36 protein-coding genes are annotated in these 26757 nt (G+C 29.4%); 17 read left to right on the plus strand and 19 right to left on the minus strand.

What is annotated here, in order from left to right:
• Positions 1–87: 87 nt before the first annotated feature.
• From JJ844_07410 to JJ844_07430, 5 genes are all read left to right on the plus strand, one after another.
• Positions 88–357, plus strand: a complete 270-nt coding sequence (locus JJ844_07410) for a winged helix-turn-helix transcriptional regulator (protein ID MBO6975501.1) — start codon at positions 88–90, stop codon at positions 355–357.
• 80 nt (positions 358–437) lie between these two features.
• Positions 438–1385, plus strand: coding sequence for a phosphate ABC transporter permease subunit PstC (gene pstC / locus JJ844_07415; GenBank protein ID MBO6975502.1), 948 nt, complete (start codon positions 438–440; stop codon positions 1383–1385).
• Between the two features lie 6 nt (positions 1386–1391).
• Entirely contained in the window at positions 1392–2285 is an 894-nt protein-coding gene (gene pstA, locus JJ844_07420) for a phosphate ABC transporter permease PstA (GenBank protein ID MBO6975503.1), read from the plus strand.
• On the plus strand, positions 2286–3095 hold the full coding sequence (locus JJ844_07425) for a phosphate ABC transporter ATP-binding protein (protein ID MBO6975504.1): 810 nt from the start codon (positions 2286–2288) through the stop codon (positions 3093–3095).
• A 393-nt stretch (positions 3096–3488) separates the two neighbouring features.
• Positions 3489–3635: a hypothetical protein gene (locus JJ844_07430; protein MBO6975505.1), complete on the plus strand. Its 147-nt coding sequence runs from the start codon at positions 3489–3491 to the stop codon at positions 3633–3635.
• 184 nt (positions 3636–3819) lie between these two features.
• Here JJ844_07430 and JJ844_07435 read toward each other — a convergent pair whose 3' ends face one another.
• From JJ844_07435 to JJ844_07475, 9 genes are all read right to left on the minus strand, one after another.
• Complete coding sequence (locus JJ844_07435; protein MBO6975506.1) at positions 3820–4122, minus strand: hypothetical protein; 303 nt, start codon at positions 4120–4122, stop codon at positions 3820–3822.
• A gap of 202 nt (positions 4123–4324) precedes the next feature.
• Entirely contained in the window at positions 4325–4975 is a 651-nt protein-coding gene (gene pdeM / locus JJ844_07440; GenBank protein ID MBO6975507.1) for a ligase-associated DNA damage response endonuclease PdeM, read from the minus strand.
• A complete protein-coding gene (locus tag JJ844_07445) occupies positions 4976–7462 on the minus strand; it encodes a ligase-associated DNA damage response DEXH box helicase (protein MBO6975508.1) in 2487 nt (828 codons plus the stop codon).
• A complete protein-coding gene (locus JJ844_07450) occupies positions 7459–9099 on the minus strand; it encodes an ATP-dependent DNA ligase (protein MBO6975509.1) in 1641 nt (546 codons plus the stop codon). Before JJ844_07450 ends, JJ844_07445 begins: the two co-directional genes overlap by 4 nt.
• A 2-nt stretch (positions 9100–9101) precedes the next feature.
• Entirely contained in the window at positions 9102–10088 is a 987-nt protein-coding gene (locus JJ844_07455) for a ligase-associated DNA damage response exonuclease (protein ID MBO6975510.1), read from the minus strand.
• A gap of 35 nt (positions 10089–10123) precedes the next feature.
• Positions 10124–10537 (minus strand): competence protein ComC, encoded by a 414-nt coding sequence (locus tag JJ844_07460; protein ID MBO6975511.1) that lies wholly within the window; start codon positions 10535–10537, stop codon positions 10124–10126.
• An 84-nt stretch (positions 10538–10621) separates the two neighbouring features.
• Positions 10622–10903 (minus strand): translation initiation factor IF-2 N-terminal domain-containing protein, encoded by a 282-nt coding sequence (locus JJ844_07465; GenBank protein ID MBO6975512.1) that lies wholly within the window; start codon positions 10901–10903, stop codon positions 10622–10624.
• Between the two features lie 99 nt (positions 10904–11002).
• Positions 11003–12322, minus strand: a complete 1320-nt coding sequence (locus JJ844_07470) for a DUF2130 domain-containing protein (protein MBO6975513.1) — start codon at positions 12320–12322, stop codon at positions 11003–11005.
• A gap of 140 nt (positions 12323–12462) precedes the next feature.
• Positions 12463–12831 (minus strand): CopG family transcriptional regulator, encoded by a 369-nt coding sequence (locus JJ844_07475; GenBank protein MBO6975514.1) that lies wholly within the window; start codon positions 12829–12831, stop codon positions 12463–12465.
• Between the two features lie 210 nt (positions 12832–13041).
• Here JJ844_07475 and JJ844_07480 point away from each other — a divergent pair, with 210 nt between their 5' ends.
• Together JJ844_07480 and JJ844_07485 are read left to right on the plus strand one after the other, a co-directional pair.
• Positions 13042–13245 (plus strand): hypothetical protein, encoded by a 204-nt coding sequence (locus tag JJ844_07480; GenBank protein MBO6975515.1) that lies wholly within the window; start codon positions 13042–13044, stop codon positions 13243–13245.
• Between the two features lie 362 nt (positions 13246–13607).
• Complete coding sequence (locus tag JJ844_07485) at positions 13608–13814, plus strand: hypothetical protein (protein MBO6975516.1); 207 nt, start codon at positions 13608–13610, stop codon at positions 13812–13814.
• Between the two features lie 11 nt (positions 13815–13825).
• Here the strand turns inward: JJ844_07485 and JJ844_07490 are convergent, their stop codons facing one another.
• Positions 13826–14020 carry a hypothetical protein gene (locus tag JJ844_07490; GenBank protein ID MBO6975517.1) on the minus strand — a complete coding sequence of 65 codons (195 nt, stop codon included), beginning with the start codon at positions 14018–14020 and terminating at the stop codon, positions 13826–13828.
• Positions 14021–14161: 141 nt separating this feature from the next.
• On the opposite strand from JJ844_07490, the gene JJ844_07495 reads away from it, so the two are divergent.
• A complete protein-coding gene (locus tag JJ844_07495; GenBank protein MBO6975518.1) occupies positions 14162–14344 on the plus strand; it encodes a hypothetical protein in 183 nt (60 codons plus the stop codon).
• 310 nt (positions 14345–14654) lie between these two features.
• Here the strand turns inward: JJ844_07495 and JJ844_07500 are convergent, their stop codons facing one another.
• From JJ844_07500 to JJ844_07510, 3 genes are all read right to left on the minus strand, one after another.
• Positions 14655–15005, minus strand: a complete 351-nt coding sequence (locus JJ844_07500) for an alpha-2-macroglobulin (GenBank protein MBO6975519.1) — start codon at positions 15003–15005, stop codon at positions 14655–14657.
• A gap of 41 nt (positions 15006–15046) precedes the next feature.
• Complete coding sequence (locus JJ844_07505; GenBank protein MBO6975520.1) at positions 15047–15223, minus strand: hypothetical protein; 177 nt, start codon at positions 15221–15223, stop codon at positions 15047–15049.
• Between the two features lie 77 nt (positions 15224–15300).
• Positions 15301–15732 carry a hypothetical protein gene (locus JJ844_07510; GenBank protein ID MBO6975521.1) on the minus strand — a complete coding sequence of 144 codons (432 nt, stop codon included), beginning with the start codon at positions 15730–15732 and terminating at the stop codon, positions 15301–15303.
• A gap of 131 nt (positions 15733–15863) precedes the next feature.
• Between JJ844_07510 and JJ844_07515 the strand changes: the two genes are divergently transcribed.
• Positions 15864–16133, plus strand: coding sequence for a hypothetical protein (locus JJ844_07515; GenBank protein MBO6975522.1), 270 nt, complete (start codon positions 15864–15866; stop codon positions 16131–16133).
• A gap of 1 nt (position 16134) precedes the next feature.
• Here the strand turns inward: JJ844_07515 and JJ844_07520 are convergent, their stop codons facing one another.
• Together JJ844_07520 and JJ844_07525 are read right to left on the minus strand one after the other, a co-directional pair.
• Positions 16135–16341 (minus strand): hypothetical protein, encoded by a 207-nt coding sequence (locus JJ844_07520; GenBank protein MBO6975523.1) that lies wholly within the window; start codon positions 16339–16341, stop codon positions 16135–16137.
• A gap of 30 nt (positions 16342–16371) precedes the next feature.
• Positions 16372–16647 carry a hypothetical protein gene (locus JJ844_07525; GenBank protein ID MBO6975524.1) on the minus strand — a complete coding sequence of 92 codons (276 nt, stop codon included), beginning with the start codon at positions 16645–16647 and terminating at the stop codon, positions 16372–16374.
• Between the two features lie 119 nt (positions 16648–16766).
• Here JJ844_07525 and petN point away from each other — a divergent pair, with 119 nt between their 5' ends.
• Entirely contained in the window at positions 16767–16868 is a 102-nt protein-coding gene (petN, locus tag JJ844_07530) for a cytochrome b6-f complex subunit PetN (protein MBO6975525.1), read from the plus strand.
• Between the two features lie 143 nt (positions 16869–17011).
• Here petN and JJ844_07535 read toward each other — a convergent pair whose 3' ends face one another.
• Entirely contained in the window at positions 17012–17662 is a 651-nt protein-coding gene (locus JJ844_07535; GenBank protein ID MBO6975526.1) for a photosystem II biogenesis protein Psp29, read from the minus strand.
• A gap of 32 nt (positions 17663–17694) precedes the next feature.
• Between JJ844_07535 and clpP the strand changes: the two genes are divergently transcribed.
• Entirely contained in the window at positions 17695–18282 is a 588-nt protein-coding gene (clpP, locus tag JJ844_07540; protein ID MBO6975527.1) for an ATP-dependent Clp endopeptidase proteolytic subunit ClpP, read from the plus strand.
• Here the strand turns inward: clpP and ftsH are convergent.
• Complete coding sequence (gene ftsH, locus JJ844_07545) at positions 18279–20192, minus strand: ATP-dependent zinc metalloprotease FtsH (GenBank protein ID MBO6975528.1); 1914 nt, start codon at positions 20190–20192, stop codon at positions 18279–18281. The genes clpP and ftsH overlap by 4 nt on opposite strands.
• A 106-nt stretch (positions 20193–20298) precedes the next feature.
• Here ftsH and JJ844_07550 point away from each other — a divergent pair, with 106 nt between their 5' ends.
• Positions 20299–20508, plus strand: a complete 210-nt coding sequence (locus JJ844_07550) for a DUF3148 domain-containing protein (protein MBO6975529.1) — start codon at positions 20299–20301, stop codon at positions 20506–20508.
• 1 nt (position 20509) lies between these two features.
• Here JJ844_07550 and JJ844_07555 read toward each other — a convergent pair whose 3' ends face one another.
• Positions 20510–21727, minus strand: a complete 1218-nt coding sequence (locus tag JJ844_07555; GenBank protein ID MBO6975530.1) for an insulinase family protein — start codon at positions 21725–21727, stop codon at positions 20510–20512.
• Positions 21728–22972, minus strand: coding sequence for an insulinase family protein (locus JJ844_07560; GenBank protein MBO6975531.1), 1245 nt, complete (start codon positions 22970–22972; stop codon positions 21728–21730). It lies immediately after the preceding gene.
• A 41-nt stretch (positions 22973–23013) separates the two neighbouring features.
• Here JJ844_07560 and JJ844_07565 point away from each other — a divergent pair, with 41 nt between their 5' ends.
• The 5 genes from JJ844_07565 to JJ844_07585 are packed head-to-tail and all read left to right on the plus strand — an operon-like array spanning position 23014 to position 26735.
• Positions 23014–23739: a phycocyanobilin:ferredoxin oxidoreductase gene (locus tag JJ844_07565; protein MBO6975532.1), complete on the plus strand. Its 726-nt coding sequence runs from the start codon at positions 23014–23016 to the stop codon at positions 23737–23739.
• The gene (locus tag JJ844_07570; protein ID MBO6975533.1) at positions 23739–24653 is read left to right on the plus strand and encodes an HlyD family efflux transporter periplasmic adaptor subunit; all 915 of its coding nucleotides are present in this window, start codon (positions 23739–23741) and stop codon (positions 24651–24653) included. The genes JJ844_07565 and JJ844_07570 overlap by 1 nt, the downstream gene beginning before the upstream one ends.
• Positions 24653–25825, plus strand: coding sequence for an FtsX-like permease family protein (locus tag JJ844_07575; GenBank protein MBO6975534.1), 1173 nt, complete (start codon positions 24653–24655; stop codon positions 25823–25825). The genes JJ844_07570 and JJ844_07575 overlap by 1 nt, the downstream gene beginning before the upstream one ends.
• Before the next feature lie 13 nt (positions 25826–25838).
• Positions 25839–26567, plus strand: a complete 729-nt coding sequence (locus JJ844_07580) for a DevA family ABC transporter ATP-binding protein (protein MBO6975535.1) — start codon at positions 25839–25841, stop codon at positions 26565–26567.
• An 18-nt stretch (positions 26568–26585) separates the two neighbouring features.
• Positions 26586–26735, plus strand: coding sequence for a hypothetical protein (locus tag JJ844_07585; GenBank protein MBO6975536.1), 150 nt, complete (start codon positions 26586–26588; stop codon positions 26733–26735).
• Positions 26736–26757 lie beyond the last annotated feature (22 nt).

Genomic DNA, 26757 nt, shown 5'->3' on the forward strand with positions numbered 1-26757 from the left:
TTTTTAGGTTAATATTAAAAAATCAATTATCTCTAGGCCTTGTTAGAGCAACTTAAAAAGATTAATAGTGCGCAGTTTGTTGGGATAATGGAATCTCTTTCTGATCCAATTAGAATAAATATTCTTGAATTAATGATGAATGGAGAGATATGTGTTTGCGACATAGTAAAAGTTACTGGATTGTCCCAATCGAAAATTTCTTATCATATAAAAATTCTTAAAGATTCAGGCCTGATCAGTGACAGACAAGAAGGTAGATGGGTCTATTACAAATTAGATTTAGAAGTATTATCAGATATTCAAAATTGGATGGGTAACTTAATTCAGTCATCAAAGAATAAGAGGAATTGTAAATAATCAAATATCAAAATTTTTTGATTTTTTTGAAAGTCTTTTTGCTCATTTAGTAGTAGATTTATAGAGATATTCTTTTTTTAATGGAAGAGAAATTAACTCTTTTCAAGAATCGTAAAAGATTCGGTATCGAAAAAAATATAGATATTATCTTCAAGAATACTGCCCTAGTCTTGTCTAGTTTCGTAGCAATAATACTTTTAGGAATTATTTTAGTAGTCTTTTTTCAGTCATTTGAATCCTTTTCAAGGTATGGATTGAAGTTTCTCGTAACCTCTGAATGGAATCCAGTAAAAGATGAATACGGAGCTTTTACTGCAATATATGGCACATTAGTAACCTCATTTCTTTCGTTATTAATAACTATCCCTTTGGGCGTTGGAACTGCAATATTTATTACAGAGGACTTTGTCCCGAAAGTTTTTAGAGAAATAATAGGTTCTTTTGTTGAATTATTAGCAGCAATTCCATCAGTTGTATTGGGACTTTGGGCAATATTTGTAATGGAACCTTTTTTTAGAGCCTTTTTTGTCTTTTTGCATAATTTCTTTGGTTGGATACCTTTATTTAGTACAGAACCTACAGGCAGGAATTCTTTGTTAGCGATATTGATTTTAGTAGTAATGCTTTTGCCAATAGTGACTTCCATTGCAAGGGATTCACTTAATCAGGTTCCTAAAAAACTAAGAAATGCAGCATATGGAATTGGAGCAAGTAGATGGAAAACAATATTTTCAGTAATTTTGCCGGCAGCATTATCAGGAATTATGGCAGGAGTTCTATTGGCTTTAGGTAGGGCAATGGGAGAAACAATGGCTGTGACAATGATTATTGGTAATTCAAATGCATTTAGTTGGTCTCTATTATCTCCTGGATATACCATTTCCTCCATGCTCGCAAACCAGTTTGGTGAGGCTGATGGAAGTCAGGTTTCATCACTGTTTTATGCGGCTTTTGTACTGATGATCCTTTCTTTAGTAGTAAATATCTTTGCGCAGTGGCTAGTCAAGAAATTTAGTCTCAAATATTAGATAATTATGAATTCACTTTATTACCAGAAAAGATTATCAAGAAATATAGGAGATAAATTCTTTACTTCTTTATCAGTAATTTGTGCATTGATCGCAATACTCCCTTTGATTTTTCTGGTGACTTATATTCTCATCAAAGGTGGATCCCAAATTACACCCGAACTATTTACTTTAGAACCAAATCCCCCTGGAGATGATTTAGATGCAGGTGGTATTAATCCTGCATTGATCGGGACATTAATAATAACTACTATTGCTTCAATTATTGCCATACCAGTAGGTGTTGGCGGTGGCATATATCTAGCTGAGTATTCTAAAGGGGGTGCTTTTTCAAGGTTTATAAGATTTGGTGTAAATGTTTTAGCTGGAGTTCCTTCAATAATTGCAGGTGTATTTATTTATGCCTTAATAGTTTCTACAAAGATCTTATTTGGAAGTATGTACAGTGGTTTGGCTGGAGGAATGGCGCTCTCAATATTGATGTTGCCAACTGTGATAAAGACGACTGATGAAGGTTTAAAGTTAGTGCCAAACGAATTAAGATATGCCTCTCTTGGTGTTGGAGCAAGTATGTATACCACCATATTGAAAGTTACTTTGCCCTCTGCATTTAGGTCTATTGCTACTGGCGTTGTACTTGGAATCGCTAGAGCAGCAGGCGAAACAGCACCTTTGATATTTACTGCTTTATTCTCTTACTACTACATAACAGGCTTTGGGGACTTGTTTTATGAGATGGGTTCTTTGGCTGTATTGATATACAACTTTGCACTTGAACCTTATGATGCACAGAATAAATTAGCCTGGGCAGCTTCCTTTATTCTTGTTTTGTCGATACTATCAGTAAATATATTTTCAAGGATATTAGCCGCTTTTACTGAGAAAACTAAGAGAGTATAAATGATTAAAACTAATAAAAAAATACCAAAGAATATCATTTTATCTCTTGAAAACGTATCTATTAGCTATGGAACTTTTGAAGCTGTAAGAAATGTTTTTTGTAACTTTAAAAAAGGAAATATAACCTCCCTTATTGGCCCTTCAGGTTGTGGTAAATCAACTGTTCTTAGATCTTTAAATAGGATGAACGATTTAATTCCTAATTGTTCACTAAAAGGCACTGTACTGTTTGATGGAACTAATATTTACGATAAAAGAGTAGATCCAGTCGAAGTAAGAAGAAGAATTGGAATGGTTTTTCAACAACCTAATCCTTTTCCTAAATCTATCTACGAAAATATTGCATTTGGAGCAAGAATTAATGGCTTTACTGGAGATATGGATGAGTTAGTTGAAAGTTCGCTTAGAAAAGCTGCTTTATGGGACGAATGTAAGGATAAATTAAATGACAGTGGTTACTCTTTATCTGGTGGACAGCAACAAAGATTATGTATTGCTCGAACGATTGCTATTGAACCTGAAATAATTCTAATGGATGAGCCATGCTCAGCTTTAGATCCAATCTCTACCTTAAAAATAGAAGAGACTATGCATGAACTTAAGAAGAATTACACAATAATAATCGTTACCCATAATATGCAACAGGCATTAAGAGTAAGTGATATGACTGCATTTTTTAATGCTATTGAATATGAAGATGGGGATGGAGGAAAGGTTGGTTATCTTGCCGAGTTTAATTCTACAAAGAAAATTTTTAACTCTCCAAAAGAAAAAACTACTCAGGAATACATATCTGGTAAATTTGGTTAATGTTTAATTTTTACCTTTAAAAGAAATATTTTTACTTTCATGAAAGCTAAGGGGTAGACAAACAGTATAAATACCTATATAGTTATTTCGAATTAGTAAGTTCATCTTTGAAAAACTATCCTTTTCTACCTTTCTTGATTTTTGCAGGGGCTCTAATAACAACTGCAACAATAGGATTGCCTGTATTTACTTCATAATTTAAAAGTATTTCTATTTCAGGTAATCTTATGTTTTCAATAATAAATAAAGAATTAATTGGAAGTCCTAATAAAACATCAATAAATGGTAATTTATTTGACTTTATTAAAAAAAGAGAGAATATGAATTTGTGTGGGAGTGAAAATCTGTATCAAAACCATTTTAAAAAATGGTTTATTTCTAATTTTATTTATCATGGATAAAACTAAAGAACAGTTAGAAAAATTAAGAGAAGTAGCAGAGGCATCTCTTACAAAAACCGACGAACTACAGAAAGTTCTTGCTCAAATCGAAGCTTTAATGTCCAGAGAAGAATCACAAACTTTATCAAAGAAGAAATAATTATTTAAAAAAATAATTTTAGGTTTTGTACTTTTAATTACACCTATACAATTCCATCGAAGTTATTAATTGGTTATGCAGAACCCGTTCCAAAGTTTTCTGTTAGGTCTCGAGGTCTTACCTTCTTTAAGTAAAAGACCCCTTTCATTTGTTTATTTATATTATATTTTTATAACATGCTTATTTAGTTGATTAGTTTATGGACTTCTTTCAAACAGACATTTACATCGAATGATTCAGTATTTACAACTTCTAATCCTGTTTTTTCTGTAACTTTAACAGTCGCATTGCATTCGTCTTGTTTAAGAGCCATGTAACTTGGCTTTTTATTATTTATATCTTCTTCAATTTTAGATTTACTATCTTCTTTATATTGCTGCATTACAAGTGTTAGGGCCTCAATTTCAACGGAAAAATTCTCATTTGCTCTTGTCTCAAATGAAATAATAAGAAATGGAAATAAAATCAAGCCTATTAATTTTTTCATTTCTATAAAATGTGTTTATTTTTTTTATAACGTGAATTCTTTGCTAAAGGAAGGGTCATTAGCTTTATAAATTTTTTATTATCTATTTTTCTCGCAAAATAGAATCTTAGATTAAAACTAATTGATAAAAAAACTAATCGAGACTTTTAAGTATAAATTGGTATATCTAAAAGAAAATTTTAGTCACTTCAATAGAATTTTTTTAAGATTTTATTTCAATAATTTCTTCTTCAGAAACAATTGCCCATTTTTTAAATGACTTTTTGCAGGGATATCCGCCTGTTAAGTCTCCAAATGCAGGCAAAAATAAAGTATTTTTATTCTTATCCATTGCAAAGCACCTAAAAGATAATTTATCTCCATTGCCTTTTAAATAGATTTTTGGATGATAATGTCCACAAATATTCAAGGTTTTATTGTTTTCTAACTTAACTGGCTCATGGCTAAATGTAATATTTTTAGATTTTCTAATGTCAAAAATTTTTATATTTTTAATATCACAACCTACATCATGATTTCCGAGGATGAGTTCAACTTTAGTTTTTAGTAGCTTAGGAAGATCCTCAACTTTTTTTTGCAGAGTTTTATCTATTGAATATTTGCTGTGGAATAAATCTCCCAATATTATTAACTTTTCAGGACTATATCTTTTTACTATTTTTTTTATTCTTGCGAAATTATTTTTATCTGAATTATTGGTAAGAGGTATTCCATTTTGCTGAAAATACTCAGCTTTTCCAAGATGAATATCGCATATTAACAACTCTTTAGTTTCCGGTAGATATAAAGCTCTTGAAGGTAGCATCTCTAACAATGTATCTTCCCAACTAAATTTAAAAGAATTTTTTTTCATTTAATCACTATATTTTTTTATAAGTTTTTCTACTCTTTTTTCTATTGGTTCATTGCTTAAAGTATTTTTAAGTCTTTCAACTAATAAAGGGAAAGCAAAAGGAGTTGGAGTTTTTATCTCGTTTAATAGAATTTTTAACTTTTTTAATCTTTCTAATGATTTAGATATTTTTTTATTTTCTAATTGATATTCTCTAACTTCTTGATGCGATTGTTTTATTAAAAGATGGCCTTCTTCATATTTAGTAAAGACATCGTAGAAAAGACTTGAACTTATTTGAAGTTGAGAGGAAGTTTTTGTTTTGGTTGGATTATTTTGATTTACAAGTCCACTTATTTGGGCAATATTTTTAAATCTACGTTTTGTTAATTCTGAAAAATTAATTGCATTTTCTAGATCTTCTTCTAATTTTTTGTTATTAAAAAAGTAATCAGCTTCTTTTTTTATTATGGAAAAATCATAATCTTCTGCTGTAGTTAAGCTGAATCCAAAATCATTAGCAGTAATACTAAATGTAGATTGTTTTAATTTTGCCAATCTCAAAGCCCATAAAAATGCAATTCCTTCATTTACAAATTTGCCATCAAGTGTAAAAACAAAAAGATTTGATAAATCCTTGGTTTTATATATTTCTATAAGAAATTCATCTTTCTTTGGAATATTTGAAAGAACCTTTTGTTTCTTCAATATTGGACGTAATGAATTAAGTTCAGGATTTAAGTAATCACAATTTTCTAATTCATTGCATATATCTATTTCTTTTCTCAAACTTTCACAAAGTAGATCAGAAATTGCCATTTGACCTCCAACCCATGCAGGAATTAGAGAACTTTTTGTTGTTGATTTTTTAACGTATAAAATCATATCTCTTATTCTTACAAATTGAAGCATTTTGCCGGCAAAGTAAAATGTATCGCCAGGGTTTAATTTTGAAGCAAAATTCTCCTCTAAATTACCTAAAGATTTACCTTTCATATATTTGACATTCACAAATTTGTCACTTGTAATTGTCCCAATATTGAACTTATGCATTCTTATTAAAGATTTGTCTTTTACAAAATATTTAAAGTTTTCACTATTATTTTGTGATTCTTCTTTAACTATCTTTTTATATTTTGGGTATGCTTTAAGACATTTCCCTCCATATTCTAAAAAGTCAAGACACCAATTCCAATCTTGATCTTTTAAGTTTCTATAACTCCAGCAATTTTTAATTCTTTCTTTCTCAATTTTCGGATCAAAGCCATTCCCACATGCCAAACTTATTAGATGTTGTAGAAGGACATCATAAGATAATTCAGGAAGTCTAATTTCCTCAGATATACCGCTTTTTATTATTCTTCTCATTGCACTAATCTCTAATAACTCTAAAGAATTAGTAGGCATAAAAATTATTTTTGATTTTCCACCTGGTCTATGAGCACTTCTTCCCGCTCTTTGGATAAGTCTAGCTAAATTCTTTGCACTACCAATTTGAACTATTTGATCTACAGGTTGGAAGTCAACTCCCAAATCTAAGGAGCTGGTGCAGACTACCCATTTTATTAATCCGTCTTTAACCCCTTCTTCAACTCTTTTTCTATCTTCTTTATCCAGGGAGCCGTGATGAAGTGCAATTTTGTCTTCCATCTCTGGGAGAAAAAATTTAAGACATTGGTACCATCTTTCAGATTGATTTCTCGTATTGGTGAATAATAAGGTGCTTTTATTTTTATCTAGGATTTTTAATAGTGAAGAATGACTTCTAATCCCAAGATGCCCACTCCATGGAAAGGTAGTTTCCTCTTCTGGTAAAACACTTAAAATTTCGATCTCTTTTTGAATATTTGTACTTATAATTTTGGGTTTCACAGCGCTCATACCAACTATTGCTCTTGCTGCTTCTTCAATATTTCCAATAGTTGCAGACATTGCCCAAATTTGTAAATTTTTTATATTACCTCTTAGCCAACTTAAAGATAACTCGCATTGGTTTCCTCTTTTACTACCCATCAATTCATGCCATTCGTCAATAATTATTGATGCCAACTCCTTGAACAGACTATTAGATTCTTTATTAGAAAGTAAAAGAGATAAAGACTCTGGAGTTGTTATAAGAATATTAGGTGGATTAACTAGTTGCTTTTTCTTTTCATAAGGGGTTGTATCCCCGTTCCTAATTTCAACAGTGATTTCTTTATTAAAATGTAAAGCGGCTAATTGTATGGAATTTTTAAGATCTCTACTTAGTGCTTTTAAAGGAGTTATTAATAATATTTGTACACTTTTATTATTTTTGGGGTCTTCTATCTGTGATAAAGGTCCCATTAATGCAGCGTAAGTCTTGCCACATCCAGTAGGAACTTGTATTATTCCGTTTTCCCCATTTAAAAATGCTTTCCAAGATTCTACTTGGTAGGGTAATGGCTCCCATCCATTTGAGAAGAAAAACTGTTTAATTTTAGAAATTAAATAATTTGGTTTACTATTTTGCATAATATTTTTCATGATATTTTTTTCATCAGTTCATAAGCATTCTCTAGGCTATCTGCATCATTTATTTTTTTATCTTTTCTCCATTTTGTTATTCTTGGAAATCTTACTGCTATGCCAGACTTATGACGTTTTGAAATTTGTATTTTCTCAAAAGATATTTCGAATACCATTTCTGGTTTTAACGATCTAACAGGACCAAATTTTTCTATTGTATTTTTCCTTATCCATTTATCTAGCTCTTTAATCTCAATATTCGTTAAACCAGAATATGCACTTGCAAATTTAATTAATTCTTGGTCTTTCCATAATGCAAAACTGTAATCTGTATATAAACCAGCTCTTCTACCGCTACCCCCCTTAGCATAAATTAGAACAGCATCCAGTTGCATAGGATCAACTTTATATTTCCACCAAATACCTTTTTTTCTACCAGAGGAGTATATAGAAGTCTTTTTCTTAATTATTAGTCCTTCAGTATTATTTTCTCGAGATTTTTCTTTATAAGCTAAAGCATCAGGCCAATCTTTAGGGAAGATTAAATCACATATTTTGAAAATATCAGAGATATTATTCTCATTTTTATTTTGCCATTTTGAAAAATATTTTTCTAACTCAATTCTTCTATTTTCTAATTTAATTTCTCTTATATCTTTTCCATTTATCTCTAAAAGATCATAAGCAATAAAAATAATTGGATATTTTATTTGGATTGATCTAGTAGGAGATTTTCTATTTATTCTTTTTTGAAGTAAAGAAAAATCAAAGGGAATTTGTTCTTTAAAATGCCAAACTAATAATTCCCCATCAAGAACAAAATCATCTTTTATGTGCGACATTTTCTCTACTAATTCTGGGAAAGATTCATTGACTAATTCTTGTCCTCTTGTCCATAAAGAAACATTCCCTGACCTTTTAATTAATTGCATCCTTATACCGTCGTATTTCCATTCAAATTGAAAATCATTTATTGAATGTTTGAAGATTTTGTCTTCAATAGTATTTGCTAGAAGAAATGGAAATGGTTTGGAATTTAACTCTTGAAGATTGATATTCTTATTAATTAAAAATTGATATGAATCAATTGAAGGATTGAAATTACCCATCAACCTATGAGAAATAATTTCTTCATCAATATTAATTAGTTTTGATATTGATTTTGTAATTAATCCTATAGAGACTCCTACTCTAAAAGTGCCTGTAAGAATTTTATTGAAAATTAAATGGTAATCTTCAGGTAATCTTTCCCAAATATTTTTAATTTGTAAATTTTTCTCAGCTTCATTAAGTTTTGATAACTCAGGTATTGTTTTGCTTAGTAATTCATTGAGACTTATATTTGATAATTTTTTATTTCTGGAAGTAGTTTTATTTTTAAGTAATAACGTTATTACTTCAGCAGAATCACCAACTTTTAAATAACAGGTATCAATTAACCATTGAGGATATTCATATATTTGAGAAAAAAGATTTTTTAAATATTGTCCACTTATAAATCTCTTATTACTTTTTCCAGTTAATAAATATATTGCCCATGAATTATCTATTGGTTCATTTGATAAAAAATATCTTTTTAAAACTTCAATTTTATTATTTGTACTATTAATTGAATCTAGATCGCAAAATAATTCTGAAAACTTTTTTAAGCTCATATTTATTTACCGAATAAAAGGACATTTATTGATTCCTTTTCAATTAAATATTTACTTAAGGCTTCACTATCTCCATGATGAAAAAATACATTTTTTGCTTCAGATTTTTTTACTACTTCCAGAATTCCATCCCAATCCGCATGATCAGAGATTGCGAATCCTTTATCATATCCTGATCTTTTTCTTAGAGCTCTTATTGACATCCATCCACTTGCGAAAGCTGTTTGAATATTTTTGAAATTTTTTAGATAAGAGCCCTTACTTAAAGATGGTGGTAATAATATTAGACTTCCTTTAAGTTCATCTATCTTTTTTTTATTTTCAATTTTTATAGTATCTTTAATATTAATTCCAAGTTCCCTATAAATATTGTTCATTTTATGAATACTGTCATGTGAATAAATATTGCCTTTAAAATTTGTTTGACTAATTTCGTTTATCAATCTCTGAGCTTTACCAAGTGAATAGCAGAAAAGTAAAGAAGTTTTTTCTGGTGAATTAGTTATCCATTTTGAAATATCATTTGCTATTTTATTTGATTCATCCCACTTAAATATTGGCAAACCAAAAGTACATTCGCTTATTAAATAATCAGTTTTAACTATTTCATATTGTTTGCAAGTCTTATCTTTTTGAAGCTTAAAGTCACCTGAAATTAGCCATTTTTCTTCAGCAAAAATAAACCTTATTTGACTAGATCCAAGGATGTGGCCTGATGGATGAAAAGAAATATTAATGCCATTTATCTTAAATTCTTCTCCATATTCAAAAGTCTTAATTTTGATATTATCTTCAACTCTTTCTCTAAGAAGTATCGCAGTTTCCTTAGTAGAAATATATTCTTCACATCCAAATGTAAAGTGATCAAAATGAGCATGAGTTATTAATGCCTTTTTTACTGGCTTGTTTGGATCAATCCAAATATCAGCAAGTTCACAATAAAGACTTCCATCTTTATATCTAATTAAATATTCTTGATTAGTTTTCAAAACTACATCTCTTACAGTGAAGTTAATTTAGCTAATTATGCCCAAGCTTGTTTTGATAAAGCTATGGCTGAAATTGTTAGTAAAGAAATAACTACAAATTTGTTGCTCCAATTAATCATGAATGAACTAATTTTGTAAAAAAAAACTCTATTAGATGGCACAATATTTCTTTGATTCAGGATGTAATGATTTTCACTATTTTTTAAGTAATTTAAATTTTTAATCTCATTTATCAATTTAGATTCGCAAGTTGAGAGTTGTTCTACTTGATTTAATAACTCAATATCTTCTGGTCTTAATAAAGAATTTAATTCTTTAATTTGACTTTCGTTTTTCACAAGAAATTCATTAACTATCTCATCTGTTCCTAATCCCTTCTTTAAATTTAGAAGAATATCATCTCTTTCCCAGGATTTTTCAAGAGAATTTAAAATTTTAGTTATGCTCATTTTAAGTATTTTTACTTATGATAAATTATTATATTTTTCTTCTGTGGCTTATTCCTTTAAGTAATTAGAAAAAATTATTTTTATTTAAGATTTACGAATAAGTCTGTTTGCAAAATATTTTATTTTAACCTTTTCTTTGATTTTTTTAGAACTGCTTTTGGTTTTAACTTTATTTAAATTGATCACTTCATCAGAAACATTTTTGCCCGTTTCAAAATAACTTTTAATTTTTTCTAATTCTTCTTCATTTAATCTTTTTGTGGCACCTTTTGCGTTGATTCCAAGTTTCTTGCAGGCTAATAATATTCTATTACTTTCGACATTAAGATCTTTGGCAATATTGAAAATGGGAGTGTTGATAGACATTATTTTCTTTACTATGTAATTTATTATTTATAGTATATTTATAATTTAGAAATTAAATATATTTTTAACTATTATTAATTTCAAAAATTTTTTGTTTAGTTAGGCCACTTCATCTTCGAAATTATTTAAATCATTGAACTTTTTTTTCATGGTTGGGTTATTTTTCGTTAATTTCTTTACTGTTAAATCTTGAGATTTGCTATCAGCTGATAGAAGATGTTTTTTTGAGAGAATTAAAGCCTCTTTGGTTTTTTGTAAGTGAGTTATTGATTTATCAATTTCTGAAATTGCATCATTAAATCTATCTTGGGCCAGTGCAACATTTTTGCCAACGGCATTTTTAAATTGCTCAAGAGTACTTTCAAAATTAGTTATGTCATAATTCTCGCGTTTCATTAAATCAATTTGAGATTTGTATTTTAAGGTTTCCATAGATGCATTTCTTAATAGAGAAATAATAGGTAAGAAAAATTGCGGCCTTATGACATACATCTTTGGAAATCTATGAGAAACATCTACTATGCCTGCATTATATAGTTCACTATCTGGTTCTAAAAGCGAAACGAGTACCGCATATTCACAAGATTTTTGCCTTCTATCTTTATCTAATTCTTTTAAAAAATCTTCGTTTTTTCTTTTATTAGTTCCATTTAAACTTTCATTCTTCATCTCAAACATTATAGATACGACTTCAGTTTTATTCTCATCAAATTCTCTGAATATATAGTCTCCTTTACTTCCAGAAGTGGCATCATTATCCTTTTCGAAATATGAGTTTTTAAACGCAGTAGCACGATTCAGGTTAAATTGAGTTTCGCAATGGATTTCTAAAGTTTCCCCTACCATCTTTGTCGATAATCTAGATTTCATTTCTCTCAACTCCTGAATAGTCAGGTCTCTTTCACTAATTTTGCTTTTAAACTTTTCTTCAATTAGTTTTTCGTTAATTGAATGTTCAAGCCTCATTTTTTCAATGGAATTTGTTAATGATGAGTTCTCTTTTTCTAAATTGGTTACAGCTTCACTGACTTTGTTTTTTAAAGATAATTCTGAAATTAAAGCCTGGTTTTTAATTTCATCCTTTAAATTGATTAATTCATTATTTAGTGAATTAATTTTATTTGTTGCTTGATTTTTTAAATCATTAATAGCAATTGTTTTCTTTTCTTCAGCAATATGTAATTTAGATTCAAGAGCTTGGACTTCATTTTCTTTAATGCGGTTCTGCTCAATTAACTGTATTTTCAATTCTTTCTTTAAAATTTCCAAAGCTTTTTTATTATCCTCTTCAGCCAATAGAAGTCTCTCTTTTATTTGTTTATTAAATTCTTCGTCTTTTATTTGAAGAAGTATTTCTTCAAAGCTGCTGGGGTCGATTCGGAAAGTTTTGCCGCATGAGGGGCATTTAATATCTTTCATTTTTAATTACAAAATTATTTTTTGAAAGGATTTAATATTCAAATTATTTAAAAAGAATATTCTTCTTAACTAAGAATAAACAATGATTCAATGTATTGCATTAAAAAAAATTAAATAGATTAATAATTACTAAGTGGGTATTAAATTAATCCAGATTCTTTAAGAATATTAATTTTATTAGCTAATTCAATATCTGCAGATGATATTGACCGATCTAATGTTTTGTGAGAAGAAACAGTGTAACCACTATCATCAACAAATTCATCTTCAGCATCTTTCAAATGCATATTCTTAATTTGAGGATCTTTGTAAATATCAGATTTGGATAAATTAGATTTATTAATATTGCTGTATCCAAAATTTGCAATTCCTCTAGCATCTAATGCTTCCTCAACTAATATTCCAACAACTTTAGATCTACTTATAGATTCACTTTTGGATATTTCATCAATAATTTCAAGTACCCTTTTTCTAGGAAGATATCCTATCCTTTTAACTTTAATTTCCATGATTTCAATATATGCCATTATTGTAACACTTCTGTCAAATTAAATCTGATCTTAATTGATAACGCTTATTAGAAGTTAAGTCATTGAAACCTTTTTTGGTAACTAAAATTGAGGTTTTTCTCTAAATTGGTAAATAGTTTTTTCGTTTTTAATTACTCTGTTAAGATTCTGTTAAAATTTTGAGATCTATATAATTAAATCTTAAATCATATGAAAGATAAACTTTATGACAATGCAGACAGCTTCGCAATGTCATTTGATGAAGAATGGAAAAATATTGATTGTGAGGATCTGCAATTAAAGATAGAACAAGTATTTGAACTCTTATCTGATCATCCTTTTTTAGTTTCTAATCCAGAAAATGCAAGAAAAATGGCTGAATTTAGGATTTTTTCATTGAAGAAATTTCAATAATTATTTTTATTTTTTTAAACAAAAATTTAAGTTTAATCTTCAGTGATTTTTATTTAAATTGGGGAATTAAAAAATCCCTTGGTATATAAAAAAATTAATATACCTATTATTGGACCTATTCCAAAGATAAAAAGAACTAATTTTGCAGAATTTTTTGTTTGCCCCAGTTCTTGAGTTTTTTTATTTAATTTACTTTGAAATTTTTTGGATTTTTTCTTTTTCATGAATGATATAATACTATATCGGAACTTTCAAAAAAATTAATCTGATCCAATATCTCAAAATTCTTTATGGATTAAATCAAATTTATTCAGAAATATTAAAAACACAATAATGTATAATGTTATTAATAAAAAGCAAATATGAGTGCAACTAAGAGAGAGGAAGTTTGTTCTCACCTAAGATATATAAGGCAAGAGCTTAGAGAGATGCATCAAATGCTTATAAAAGAAGATTTGATGCCTGATTTAAATGAAGCTAAAGAAGTTCATGCGCAATTAGATGCTTTACTGTCTTTATTATCAGATAAAAGAGTTAAGGAGATAAAAAATCAATTTGGAAATTTTTAATTAAAGATAAATTATAAATAATTAGTGGTTGATTCTATTTTTTTGCGATTATCGTGCATCTGCTCCAGCTTATTATAAATTTCTTTAATTTGGATTTGGATTAGATCAGTTGAATTTATATTGCTTAAAGCATCCATAGCCATTAATAAACTTTCTTTTGCTTCAATCAAATGTCTACATTCTTTACTGCCTGCTTCGTATGACATAGTATTTTTAAAAATCTAATTATCACAAATATATAGAAAATTGTTCCGTATTGTTTGATACTCTTATCAAATGAAAGGTTATTATTGTTATTTAGAATACAGAAGTGGTAATTAATTTTACTAAAATTGGGAAAAACAAAGATGCAAGAAAATTCCAAAGATTATGAATTCTGTATTAAGGTTGCTTTAGATAACGCGAAGAAAAGAATTAAACAATTAGATAATTCTGATAAAAAGTGCATTTTAGAAGAATATAAGGAATGGATGAATGAGGGTTTAAATAAACATACAATCTTACTTCTCAGAGAAGATCCAATTATCTAAAAATGATTTAAATGATATTTTTTAATTTTTTGCACTCGAAGTAACCTTAAATAAAAAATAAAGGCTTAAAATAAAAGTAATTATGAGGGTAACTGTTAAAGGAGAAAAACTATACATGAATATCTCTATATGTCTTTTAAACTATAACAGTTTTTATTACTATAACTTCAAATCAGCTTTCTTTAAGAAGTGAAAAAACAAATTGCTTTAAATTTCCTTTTTCTAAAATTATTTCTTTAGATTTGTAGCTTTTTAATTTCTTGAAGATTAAATCAATTAAATATTCTGCTTTTTTATCCATGAAATTAAGTTATTTCTCTAATAAATAAATTTTTTCTTCACCAATTTTATCTGGCTTTGTTATTTTGCATCCCTTATCCTTTTCCATATCACAATCTTTGGTGGCGGGAACTGATTTCCAGGTACAAATTTTTTCTTGAGAATCTTCCTTTAATATAGTCCATCCATCATCTAAATATTTTGAGATTCCATCCTCTCCACATGAAAACTTTAATTCAATTCTTTTCTTTTCTGGATTAATACTATCATTTTGATTTTCTTCAGAATTAATTATTGGATATTTTTTATCATTTGAGGTACTACATGAACTTATGAAAATTACAATTAAAAGTAATTGTGCAAATTGTTTTATCCTTTCCATTTTTAATTTTTTCATCATTATAAGTCGCATTAAATTATAGTTTATTTTGATTCTATTATTTTTAATAGTTGATCCATTTTGTTCATCAATTCTTTTATATCATCCGGCTGGGGTAACAATAATTCTTCAGTAACTTCTAAATGCATTTTCTTTAAGTTTTGTCTTAAATCTTTTAAATGCAATTTTATGTTTTCTTTCTTTTGTTTTATATCAGTCATAGTATTAAATTATAAATTTACTTAAATTTGAAAGATCCATTATAGTATTTTATAGGTTAAAAAAAATAATTAAAAATTTAATTTTTTAAATTTTCAAGTTCATATAATTCTTTTCCTCCATAACAAAAATTTGTAGATAACATTCTTAATTCACTTTTTTTGATTCCGATTACATTTTTATTTTTAATAATATAATTTTTAGAACTAGCTTCGCAATCTAATTTATTTTTAGCATGTTTAATAACTGGGAAAAAATATGCCAATGAAATAAATACAAACAAAAATGTTATTAATGTCTTTTTATCATTTTTAATTAATTCTTTGGCTCCCTTTTTAACTTTTAATATTTTTATAAGTAATTTATCTGGCAATCCTATTTGAACAAATAATAACTCTACCCACCAAGGAAGATCTTTCTTTTTCTTAGAATTTTGGCTAGTAATCATTTTTTCCCCTTGATAATTTTGGTTTCTAAAATCTTTGCGATTACTTTTTTCATTTTTATTCATATCATCTACTAATTTATTCGGAATATAGAGGTTTTATTTTGATTTGGAAACTATATTTTTATTTTATAAGTTTTAATTTAATTTATCTATTAATTTTAGTATTCTTAATCTGTAGTTAAATAAAATTTTATATGGCAAAAAAGAGAAGGAAGTTAAATAAGGATTTTGAGAGGAAAATATATTCATCAAAAAAAAATGTCGAATTAGTATTGGCAAAAATTTTTGATATTGATGATGAAGATATACAAAAAGAATATGTTAGCGCGTTCAAAAAAGTTGTTTCATTTTATGATGAAATAAAAGAAGATTATGAAGAAAAAGGATTTAATGATAATTCAGAAGAACTCCTTACAAACTATAAAAAAGCTTTTAATCTTTTTGAATCAGAGTTCGAAATTTAAATCACCTCTTATATTTTATTACTGGTATTTCTATTAATTCACCCTTCTCTAGACTAGATCTTTTCTCTTGCAAATTTTTTATACATTCTGATACCCTTTTCTCCTTAGTACAAATTTTTTTAATTTGGTAATTAGTAAGTGAGTATGATGCACCACTATATATAATCAAAGTGAATAAAAATAAAGATAAATTTAATGCTAATTTCATTGCCTTTTGCTTATGGATACTAACTCACTTTTACTTATTATAGATATCTATGATCCGTTTTAATTCATCTTTGCTTAAGTCTGTTGAAATAAATACTTCTTGGGCTGTTTTACCCTTTCTCGCTATTGCTTTGTATCCGTTTATAGTTTTAACTGATAATCTTATGATTAATTTAGAAGTTCTTCCTCTTACTCTTGATATCGTAGCAGGAGTAATTGTTTTGATATTATTTTTCGATGCTAACTTCTTCAGTATTGGAATTAAACCCTCTATGTTTGTACTGTGATTTAATACTAACCTTCCCAATTTAATTAATTTTTTTTTAATTCTATTTACAAAAATTTGTTTCTGAGAAATTAACTTTAAAGAAGAAAAGAAAAAAAATTTTGAAGTTCTGTTATATTATCTAAAGTAATAAAAATCTAATGATTTATCAAATAGGTTGGGCTGCATTAGCTGCAATTTTTACTTTTTCAATTGCAATGGTTGTTTGGGGAAGAAATGGCGATGGTTCTATTGATGTATGATCTCATTTTTAAATTATGAAGTCTTTTTTAATAAATTTCTTATTTTTACGTCTTTCGTTCTACTAATATTTATAACTATCGCTGTAATTTACATATCTTATGTGTCCTGGAAAGATAGAAAAAGGTTAAAAAAATAGATTCTATTATTGATTTTTTTTCTTATCCTTTATTCTAAGTTCTTCGATTAATTCTTTGGCTTGTTCCATTTTTGAAATACTGCTTTTGTAAATTCCAATATCTTTTTCAGCTTTTTGAGGAGATAATCCTAATTTTTCAAAATAGTCAGAGATCATCTTATTAATCTCAGATTCTTCTTTTTCTTTAAAATCTTGCGAATTTGAAATTAATATGTACATTCCTAAGTTCAATACCCTTGATGGATAAAGTTTGGAATTGCTTTTTTCTATTAATAATTTCAATATATCTTTTAATGACTTATCCCTAAATTCCTTCTGAGATTTTTGAGAGATTTCCTTAATTTCCTTTGCTTCAAAATTGGTTGAACTGCATAAAGATTCAAAAAGAAGATCTAAATGTTTCTCAGGTTTGTATCCTTTCGTTAGTTCTTTGAATGTTTCGGTGAGGCCAACGCAAAAAAGATAATCTTGTGAAAATTCATTTTGATGTTTTAAAAGATTTAGTTCGACAAGCATTTCATCAACTATCCTTTTATATAAACCTGGAATAACGAAAGGGAATTGTTCATGAAACAACATTTTGCTATCTGAAACAGTCAGTTTTTCTTTCAATTTTTTATATGTAAACCTTAATAAGGTTAGCGTATGTTGACTCAATTTCGTTAATATCTAATAAACAGATAATTATTATGATCCCTTTAGTTTTAGAAGAATCCGGCGGTGGTGAGAGAGTCTTTGATATTTATTCCAGATTATTGAGAGAAAGGATAATCTTTTTAGGAGAACAAGTTACTAGTGAAACTGCAAACAGAATTGTTGCTCAATTATTATTTCTAGAAGCAGAGGACCCTGATAAAGACATATATATGTATATAAATTCACCTGGAGGATCTGTTTACGATGGTTTAGGTATATTCGATACGATGCAACATGTTAAGCCCGATATTCATACAGTTTGTGTGGGGCTTGCAGCTAGTATGGGAGCTTTTTTATTGGCGGCAGGGACAAAAGGTAAAAGAAGCAGCCTTAGACATTCAAGAATAATGATTCATCAACCACTTGGAGGAGCTAGAGGACAAGCCAGTGACATCAGAATTCAGGCAGATGAAATTTTATTTTTAAAAGAACGTCTTAATACTGAGTTGTCAGAAAGAACTGGTAAGGATTTTGAAACAATAAAAGAGGATACAGATAGAGATTTTTATATGTCTCCAAATGAAGCTGTTGAGTATGGATTGATAGATTTAGTTCTTGATAAAAAACCCATAAGAGTTTAACTCAATAATTGTGGCGTTCTTTCTTTCTCAGGAATCGAGGTGAATTTCGATAAGATATTCGTAAATTCTTCACCATCTAACGTTTCTTTTTCAATTAATAAATCAACGATTTTATCCATAGCTTCTCTATTTTTACTTACTATAGAATAAGTTTCTTTATAACATTCCTTAACCATTACTCTTACACTTTCGTCGATTTGTTTGGAGATTGAATCAGAAACTTCACTTCTGGTCATCAAATCTCTCCCAACAAAAACTTCTTGATTGCCACCTTCTAGAGCTATGGGCCCTAGATTACTCATTCCAAATCTCGTTACCATTTGGCGTGCCATAGAAGCAACTTGTTGAAAATCTCCACCAGCACCTGTTGTTATTTCACCTTTTCCAAAAACGACATCCTCTGCAGCTCGTCCTCCTAACGCACCCATTATCCTTGCTTTTAATTGCGCTCTACTCACAAGTGTTTGTTCATCATCAGGGGTGAACCAAGTTAATCCTTTAGCTTGACCTCTAGGAATTACAGTTACTTTTTGAACAGGATCGTGAGCTTTAACTAGAGAACCAATAAGAGCATGCCCGACTTCATGATAAGCAATTAATCTTTTGCTTCTCCCGTCTGTTAGTGGAGAGCCCTCCATGCCAGCTACAATTCTATCTACAGAGTCATCAATTTCAGAGATACTTATAGAGTCTTTTCTTCTTCTGGCCGTTAAGATCGCTGCCTCATTAAGTAAGTTTGCTAAATCTGCACCAGTAAAACCAGGTGTTCTTCTCGCAATGCTTTCAAGTGTTAAGTCCTCTTGAAGTTTCTTATTTCTCGCATGAACCTCAAGTATTGAAAGTCTACCTTTGATGTCTGGAGCGTCAACTGTTACTTGCCTGTCGAATCTACCTGGTCTCATTAGAGCAGAGTCAAGGACATCAGGTCTATTTGTGGCTGCAATTATTATTATTCCACTGTTACCTTCGAATCCATCCATTTCAGTAAGTAATTGGTTGAGAGTTTGTTCTCTTTCATCATTACCTCCACCAATACCAGCACCTCTTTGTCTTCCTACCGCATCTATTTCATCAATAAAAATTAAACATGGACTATTTTCTTTGGCTCTTTTAAAAAGATCTCTAACTCTACTTGCACCGACACCAACAAACATTTCAACAAACTCAGAACCTGATAAGGAGAAGAATGGAACCCCTGCTTCTCCAGCAATCGCTTTTGCCAGGAGGGTTTTACCAGTTCCAGGAGGCCCTACTAATAAAACACCTTTAGGAATTCTTGCCCCAACAGAAGTAAATTTTTCTGGTTTTTTTAGAAAAGTGACAACCTCTTGTAAATCCTGTTTTGCTTCGTTTACTCCAGCTACATCGTCGAAAACAACGCCTGTTTCAGCTTCCATAGCAAATCTGGCCTTTGTTTTCCCAAATTGCATTGCTTGTCCAGGACCTCCAGGCATGCCATTCGATCTCCTTGCCAATAAAATCAAACCTCCGATTAAAATAGCTGGGAAAAGTAAATTACCAAAAATACCTAGTGCAGGAGGGGCTGTTTTAACTGGATGAACATCAAAACTAATTCCTTCATCTTTTAGAATGTTTATAAGTTCTGGCGTTAAGCCTGGAAGATCTACTCGCAATCTTTGAACTTTATTATCTAAATCAGAATCAATTGTCTCTATAACAGCATTTCTCCCTCCCTCGAAAATATCAACTGATGTAACCCTTCCTGAATTAATGTAATCTAAAAATCTACCATAACTAACTCTTGCTACTGCAGAATTTCTCGGTGCAATAGTAGTCCCATTTGATTTGAGTGAATCAACATTGCTAGAGGATAAAAATTGATAGGACAGCGCAATTACTAAAAGTATCGGTAAAGCCCATAAAATTAATGTTTTAAATTTCTGATTCATTAATTTGTAGAAAATTTATTCTAGGATTCTAGAATGATTCAGTGCATTTCGTTGATATTTTGTCTAATTTTATGCTTATATTACTCTTGAAGGTATTTGATTATTGATGAAATTTGAGATCAAAGATAAGGTAAAGTTGATTGCACCAGTTTCATACTTAAAGACTTCAGATAATATGCCGATGTTAAGACCACCCGATTTAGTGGCAATAGATGAAATTGGAGAAATCCTATCAATAAAATCTCCAGATATTGTTGAAGTAAAGTTTAGAAGAGGTTCATTCTTACTTGATATCGATAAGATTGAGAAAATTTAATTTAAAAGTTTTTCATCCATCTTTTAGAAATTTCTAAACATATTTCCTTATTACCAGAAATACTCAAAAATGGTTTAGTTAAATACTTACTAGTTAATTTAAAAATGTCTGAAGAAGATATTTCGTCTATTTTGGAATTTAAATCGATTTCCGAAATAGGCAATAACCCATAGCTTATTAGTTGTATATTTCGTTGTAAAATTTCATCTAATGATTGATTTCCTAAGAGAAAAGAACCTTTTAGCTTTTCTTTCGCTAAATATATTTCAGCATCAATTAAGGGATTTAAAAGTAAATCTTTCCATAAAGTTGATAAAAGTTCAAAAGCAAAAAGGGCTTTTTTGTTTGATACTGATAAATAAATTAAAAATGGAGCATTCCCACTCCTAACAGGATAATAAACTCCTAAATCGTAAGTGATTCCATTTTTTTCCCTAAAAAGTTTAAATAAAGCAGCGCTCATTCCATAAGATAAATATGACTCCAAAACCTTAAGAGGCAAATATTCACTACTTCTTCGAGAGCAAGTTTGGTTACCCACCATTATTATTGTTTGATTTGAATTATTATTATTGAAATCAAATCTATTATTAGGACTTAACTCGTGATTTATAGGTCTTGATGTTTCTTCAAAGGCTTTTTTTTCTAATGTTTCTATACTTTCTCCATTTATTTTTATATTATTTGAAATTAAATACTTATCACGACTTTTGAAATTTTTAAACTCAAGCAAAACATCTTCATAGGTAATCTTTGAGACATCATTTTCATTGCCATTTGTATTAAAGGCATAAGGATGATTTAAATAAACAATACTTTTCCATTTTTCAAAACATATATTAAATGGATTCTCTTTATCTTTTTTTATAAAATTGATTGAGGATTTTTTTACTTTTTGAAATTCAGTTTCTAAGAGAGTTGGTTTATTAATTATTAAATCTAATAAAGGGAATAATTCACTGAAATGTTCATTTAGGGATTTAATGCTTATTGAAATACCATCTTCAAATACTTCTTGATGTAATTCTGCTCCATAGGACTCAATATACCCCGAAAGAGCGAAATTATTAAAACCCTCACATCCTCTTGTAAGTAATGAACTGAGGATCTTGTTTATACCTTTTTTGCCAGTACTATCCACATTACTGCCTCCTTTAATCCAAATTGAAGCTGCTGAAAAGTTCCTTTTTTTATTATCTAAAAAATATCTTTTTAACATTTACCAAGGGGATGCAATTAAAGTGAATTTTTCTCCGTGGATATATTCTGTTATCTCTTTGAAGTTATCCAAGTCATTCCAATATTTTAAATGACTTTCTAAATTATTAATTGAAGATTTTCTCCCCCAAAGAAGTTCATTTCCAAAGAATGAAGAAAGTTGTGTAGATGTCTCCAAATTAAAGATATAATTACTTTTCACAATATTTATTGCTTTTTTTATTTCTTCCAAAGTCAAGACTTTACAATTTGATATCTCATCTATTGTTTTATTAATTTGTTTTTCTACTAAATCAATATCTTTAGACTCGCAACTTGCTTCTATTATAAATAATCCTCCTAATTCTCCAGCATTTACATCCACATATACTGATTCAACAAGATTACTATCTTCTTTTAAAGTTTTAACTAATCTGCTGTTTCTTCCAACAGAGAGGATTGATGCTAATATCTCGAGTCCAATAATATTTTTTTGATCATTTAGGTTTGGGATAAACCAAGCCATAAATATTCTTGAAAACTCTAAATTATCAAACTTAATTGACTCTTTACCATTCCTGATTTTTAAAGGAGGTTTATTTTTTGGATTTATTAAATTTGGATTTTTATTTATGCCAGATAAATCACTTTTTTCAAAAATTTTATAAATTTCTTCAGAGAGATTCCCAGCAATTGCAATACAAATTTTTTCGGTAGTGTAATGTTTGCTATGAAATTTCACAAGGTCATTTATCTCCAAGTTTTTAATACTATGTTCAGTTCCCAGAATCGAATTGGCATAACTCGGACTTAGCCAAACTCTTTTCAAAAAATAATTAAATAATCTTTCTTCAGGTTGATCATTTTGTTGTTTTATTTCATCAATAACTACGCCTTTTTCTTTTATAAATTCATCAGGATTAAAATCTGGAGCAACAACAATATTTGTCAAAAGAGCAAGTGATTCTTTAAAGTTACTGGGTGGAACTAAGACATGGTAATGTACATCATCATAACCTGTTGAAGCGTTACTTAATCCGCCTAGTGACTCAATTTTATGGTCAAACTCACCTGGCATTATTTTGTTAGATCCCTTAAAAATCATATGTTCTAGAAAATGAGCAGTGCCATTTTTATCAACATCCTCAAATGAAGAACCAGCTTTGCACCAAATGTCAATGCTTATAAGCGGCAATTCTTTATTATCCACAAACACACATCTAGTTTTGCTTGAATGGGTGTAGTAATTTACATTTCCTACGTTCATTTCGGTTCTCTACTTAAATTCTATTTTGGTACTTTTTAGCCTTGTTGTCTGAATCTTTAACTAAAACAAAAATAACTGATCCTCTTATTTTGGACTTATTACAAAATGTTAGAGATCATAGATGCATGCTTGAGGACCTTCAGACTATAAAAATTGATCCAAATCTAACTAACATAATATCTAACGAAATAGGCAGAGAAGTTTATATTGAAAATGAATTTCATAAAGCAAAAGGATTTAGAAAGTTACATATAGAAGTAGCAGAATTTTCAAAGAATCTTAAGATATTACATTGTGTCTTTTTCCCTGATCCAAAGTTTGATATACCAATTTTTGGGATGGATTTGGTAGAAGTAAATGATATTGTTTCTGCTGCAATTGTTGATTTATCCCCTGCATCACAAAACCAAGGCTTGAAATATGAAAAACTACTTTCGGTAGTTGATAAAAGTTCTTTTACCTCTTTGAGAGAGATTCCTAAATGGGGGGCGATTTTTTCTAAGAATGTATTTTTTGCTTCCTTAAAAAGTAAATCTGAAAAAAATGATTTTTGTAGAGTTGTTGATCAATACCTCTCTATTTTGATCAAATTAAGTAAAAAAGCTAAACCGGAAGTTAATGAGGAAATTATCCAAGAAAGAATAGATTTTCAAAAAAATTATTGTGTTCAACAAATGAAAAATGAAAAAACTAGTATGGTGCTTCTAAAATATTTTGATGAAAAATGGGTCAATAATTATATAAAAAAAGTACTCTTTGATTTTTAATGAAATTAAAAAAATTTAAAAATTTATTTATTTATTTTTTATTATTTACACCAATATCTCTTGGGGTCATTTCCTGTTCTGGAAATAATAAATCTAGTTCAAAATTTAAAGAGGAAATAACTTCAGATTTCATCCCTCCCATTACAGCTGTTGCCGCACTAGGTCAACTTTCTCCTTCGGGAGAGATTAGGCAATTGGATGCTCCCATAAGTCAGTTTGGCTCTTCCCCCCGAATTGTCGAAATTTTAGTAAATGAAGGAGATTTCGTAAAAAAAGGTGATATCCTGGCAATTTTTGAAAATGGAGAAAAATTAATTGCTGATCTTGAAAGAAATGAAAATCTTATTAAAACTATTAACGATGAAATTTCCCTCAAGAAAGATCAAATTGAGAGGTATGAGTTAGCTTTGAAAAAAGATGCATATTCTTTTGTAGAGTTTTCACAGAGAAAAGATGAATTATTAAAATTGCAAAAACAAAAAATAAACCTTATTGGAGATCAAAAAAATATCATGATAGATCTATTTAATTCAAAACTAAGGAGCCCAATTGATGGTTTTATCCTTGGAATAAATGCGAGAGTTGGTGAGAGACCTACAAATGAAGGGATTTTGGATATTGGTTCTAGTCAAAAGATGGAAGCTTTGATAGAGGTTTATGAATCTGACATCGATAGAGTCTTTATTTCTCAAAATGTTGAATTGATTAGTGAGAATGGCGGTTTCCAAAAAAATCTTAAGGGAAAGGTGATTAGGATTAGTCCTCAGGTAAAACAAAGAAAAGTTTTGTCGACTGACCCAACTGGAGATGCTGATTCGCGAATTATCGAGGTGCTAGTAAAACTAGATCAAGATTCTATAGATATCGTTCAAAACTATGCAGGAATGAAAGTAATTGCAAAATTTATTCCCTAATGAGTTTTTCTTTTTTAAAATTTAGAAAAATACCATTGGCTTGGTTGTTGTTAACTAGGCAACCATTAAGGTTAGCAGTTGCCATAGCTGGAATCAGTTTTGCAGGTATTTTGATGTTTATGCAATTAGGTTTTAGAGATGGTTTATTTGACACGAGCGTAACTATTCATAAACTTCTAGATGCCGATCTTGTTTTGATAAGTCCTAGATCAAAAAGTTCTATAAGCATGAGTGGATTCCCAAAAAGAAGGTTAATCCAAACTCTTGCAGTAGAAAATGTCGAAAAAACTACCCCCGTTAATCTAAATTATTTACTTTGGAGAAATCCCGAAAATCTTAAAACTAGATCAATACTTGCATTAGGTTTTAATCCCTCCGATTCACTTCTTTTAGATGACGGATTCTCAAAGAAAGCTTATAAATTGAGAAATCCATCTAGAGTTCTTTTTGACAAACTATCTAGACCTGAATTTGGACCGATTGAAGAATGGTTCTTATCTGAAAAAAAAGTTGAGACTGAGGTTGCTGGAAAAAGAGTAATTGTTGAAGGCCTTGTGGAGTTGGGACCATCTTTTGGTGCAGATGGTAATTTGATAACTAGTCGAGAAACCTTCTTAAGACTTTTTCCTGCTAATCCTCCTGGCAGTATAGAAATTGGTTTGGTTAAGCTAAAAAAAGGATCTGATCCTGAATTGATTTCAAAGATATTAAACAACTCACTCCCAAATGATGTTAGGGTTCTTACAAAAAAACAATTTATAGAATTTGAGAAGAATTATTGGAAAAATAGTACTGCAATAGGTTTTATATTTAGTCTGGGAGCTTTGATGGGTTTCGTTGTAGGGTGTGTGGTCGTTTATCAAATTCTTTATAGTGATGTTACAGATCACCTCCCAGAGTACGCCACCTTGTTGGCAATGGGGTATAGACTTAAGTCCCTTTTCTTTGTCGTAGCTAGAGAAGGGTTTTTATTGGCATTGTTTGGTTATTTACCTGCTTATTTCTCTGGCCAGATTCTTTACTCAGTCATAAGAAGTTCTACTAAACTACCAATAATAATGGATGCAGATAAAACTATTTTAATTTTCGTATTAGTTTTAGTTATGTGTATGGGGTCAGCCGCTGTTGCGATGCGTAAATTAGTTGACGCTGATCCTGCCGAAATTTTTTAATAATAAAAATTAAATGGTTAAAGTTACTAAATCAGAAAAAAATGTTAAAAACCTAAAAACAGTCTCAATAAATAATTTGAGTCACTTTTATGGAAAAAATGAGAATAAGAAACAAGTTCTTAATGATGTAAATTTAAATATTGATAAAGGAGAGTTGGTTCTTTTAAAAGGACCTTCTGGATGTGGTAAAACGACTCTATTAACATTAATTGGTGCCTTGAGAACATGTCAAAGTGGAGATTTAACTGTATTAAATAATCAGTTAAATGGAGCATCAAGGAAAACGCGTCAGATTCTTAGAAGAAGTATTGGAATGATTTTTCAAGGTCACAATCTTCTGAGATGTTTGACAGCAGAACAAAATGTTCAGATGGGCGCCGATTTAATAAAAGGCTTAACATATTTGCAAAGACGTGAAATAGCACGGAATTGGTTGTCAGCAGTAGGATTAGAAGAGCATCATAAAAAATTGCCAAATGACTTATCTGGTGGGCAGAAACAGAGAGTGGCAATTGCTCGAGCTTTATCTGCCAAACCAAAACTTTTATTGGCTGATGAGCCTACTTCTGCTTTAGATAGCGTCACAGGAAGAGAAATAGTAACCCTTTTAAGAAAACTAGCTAAAGAGCAAAATTGTTCTGTACTTATGGTGACGCATGATCCAAGAATTTCTGATATGGCTGATAGGATATTAAATATGGAAGATGGTAAAATTTATGGTGCTCATAGTGAGCTAATATAAATAAAAGTCAAAAATTTCATGTCTAAGAGAAGGAATCTAAAAAAAGAAAAGCAGGAACGTAATCGAGCGTATGCTAGAAAATTCAAAAAACGGAAATTAAGATCTGATGGAAGACCAGATGGTGGAAATGTTACAGGCACAGTAAACAATGGCGGTGCAGCTGATTAGGGTATATCTTTTTTTTTAATCT

This window comes from Prochlorococcus marinus CUG1435 (assembly GCA_017644375.1).
Classification (GTDB): Bacteria; Cyanobacteriota; Cyanobacteriia; order PCC-6307; family Cyanobiaceae; genus Prochlorococcus_A; species Prochlorococcus_A marinus_AH.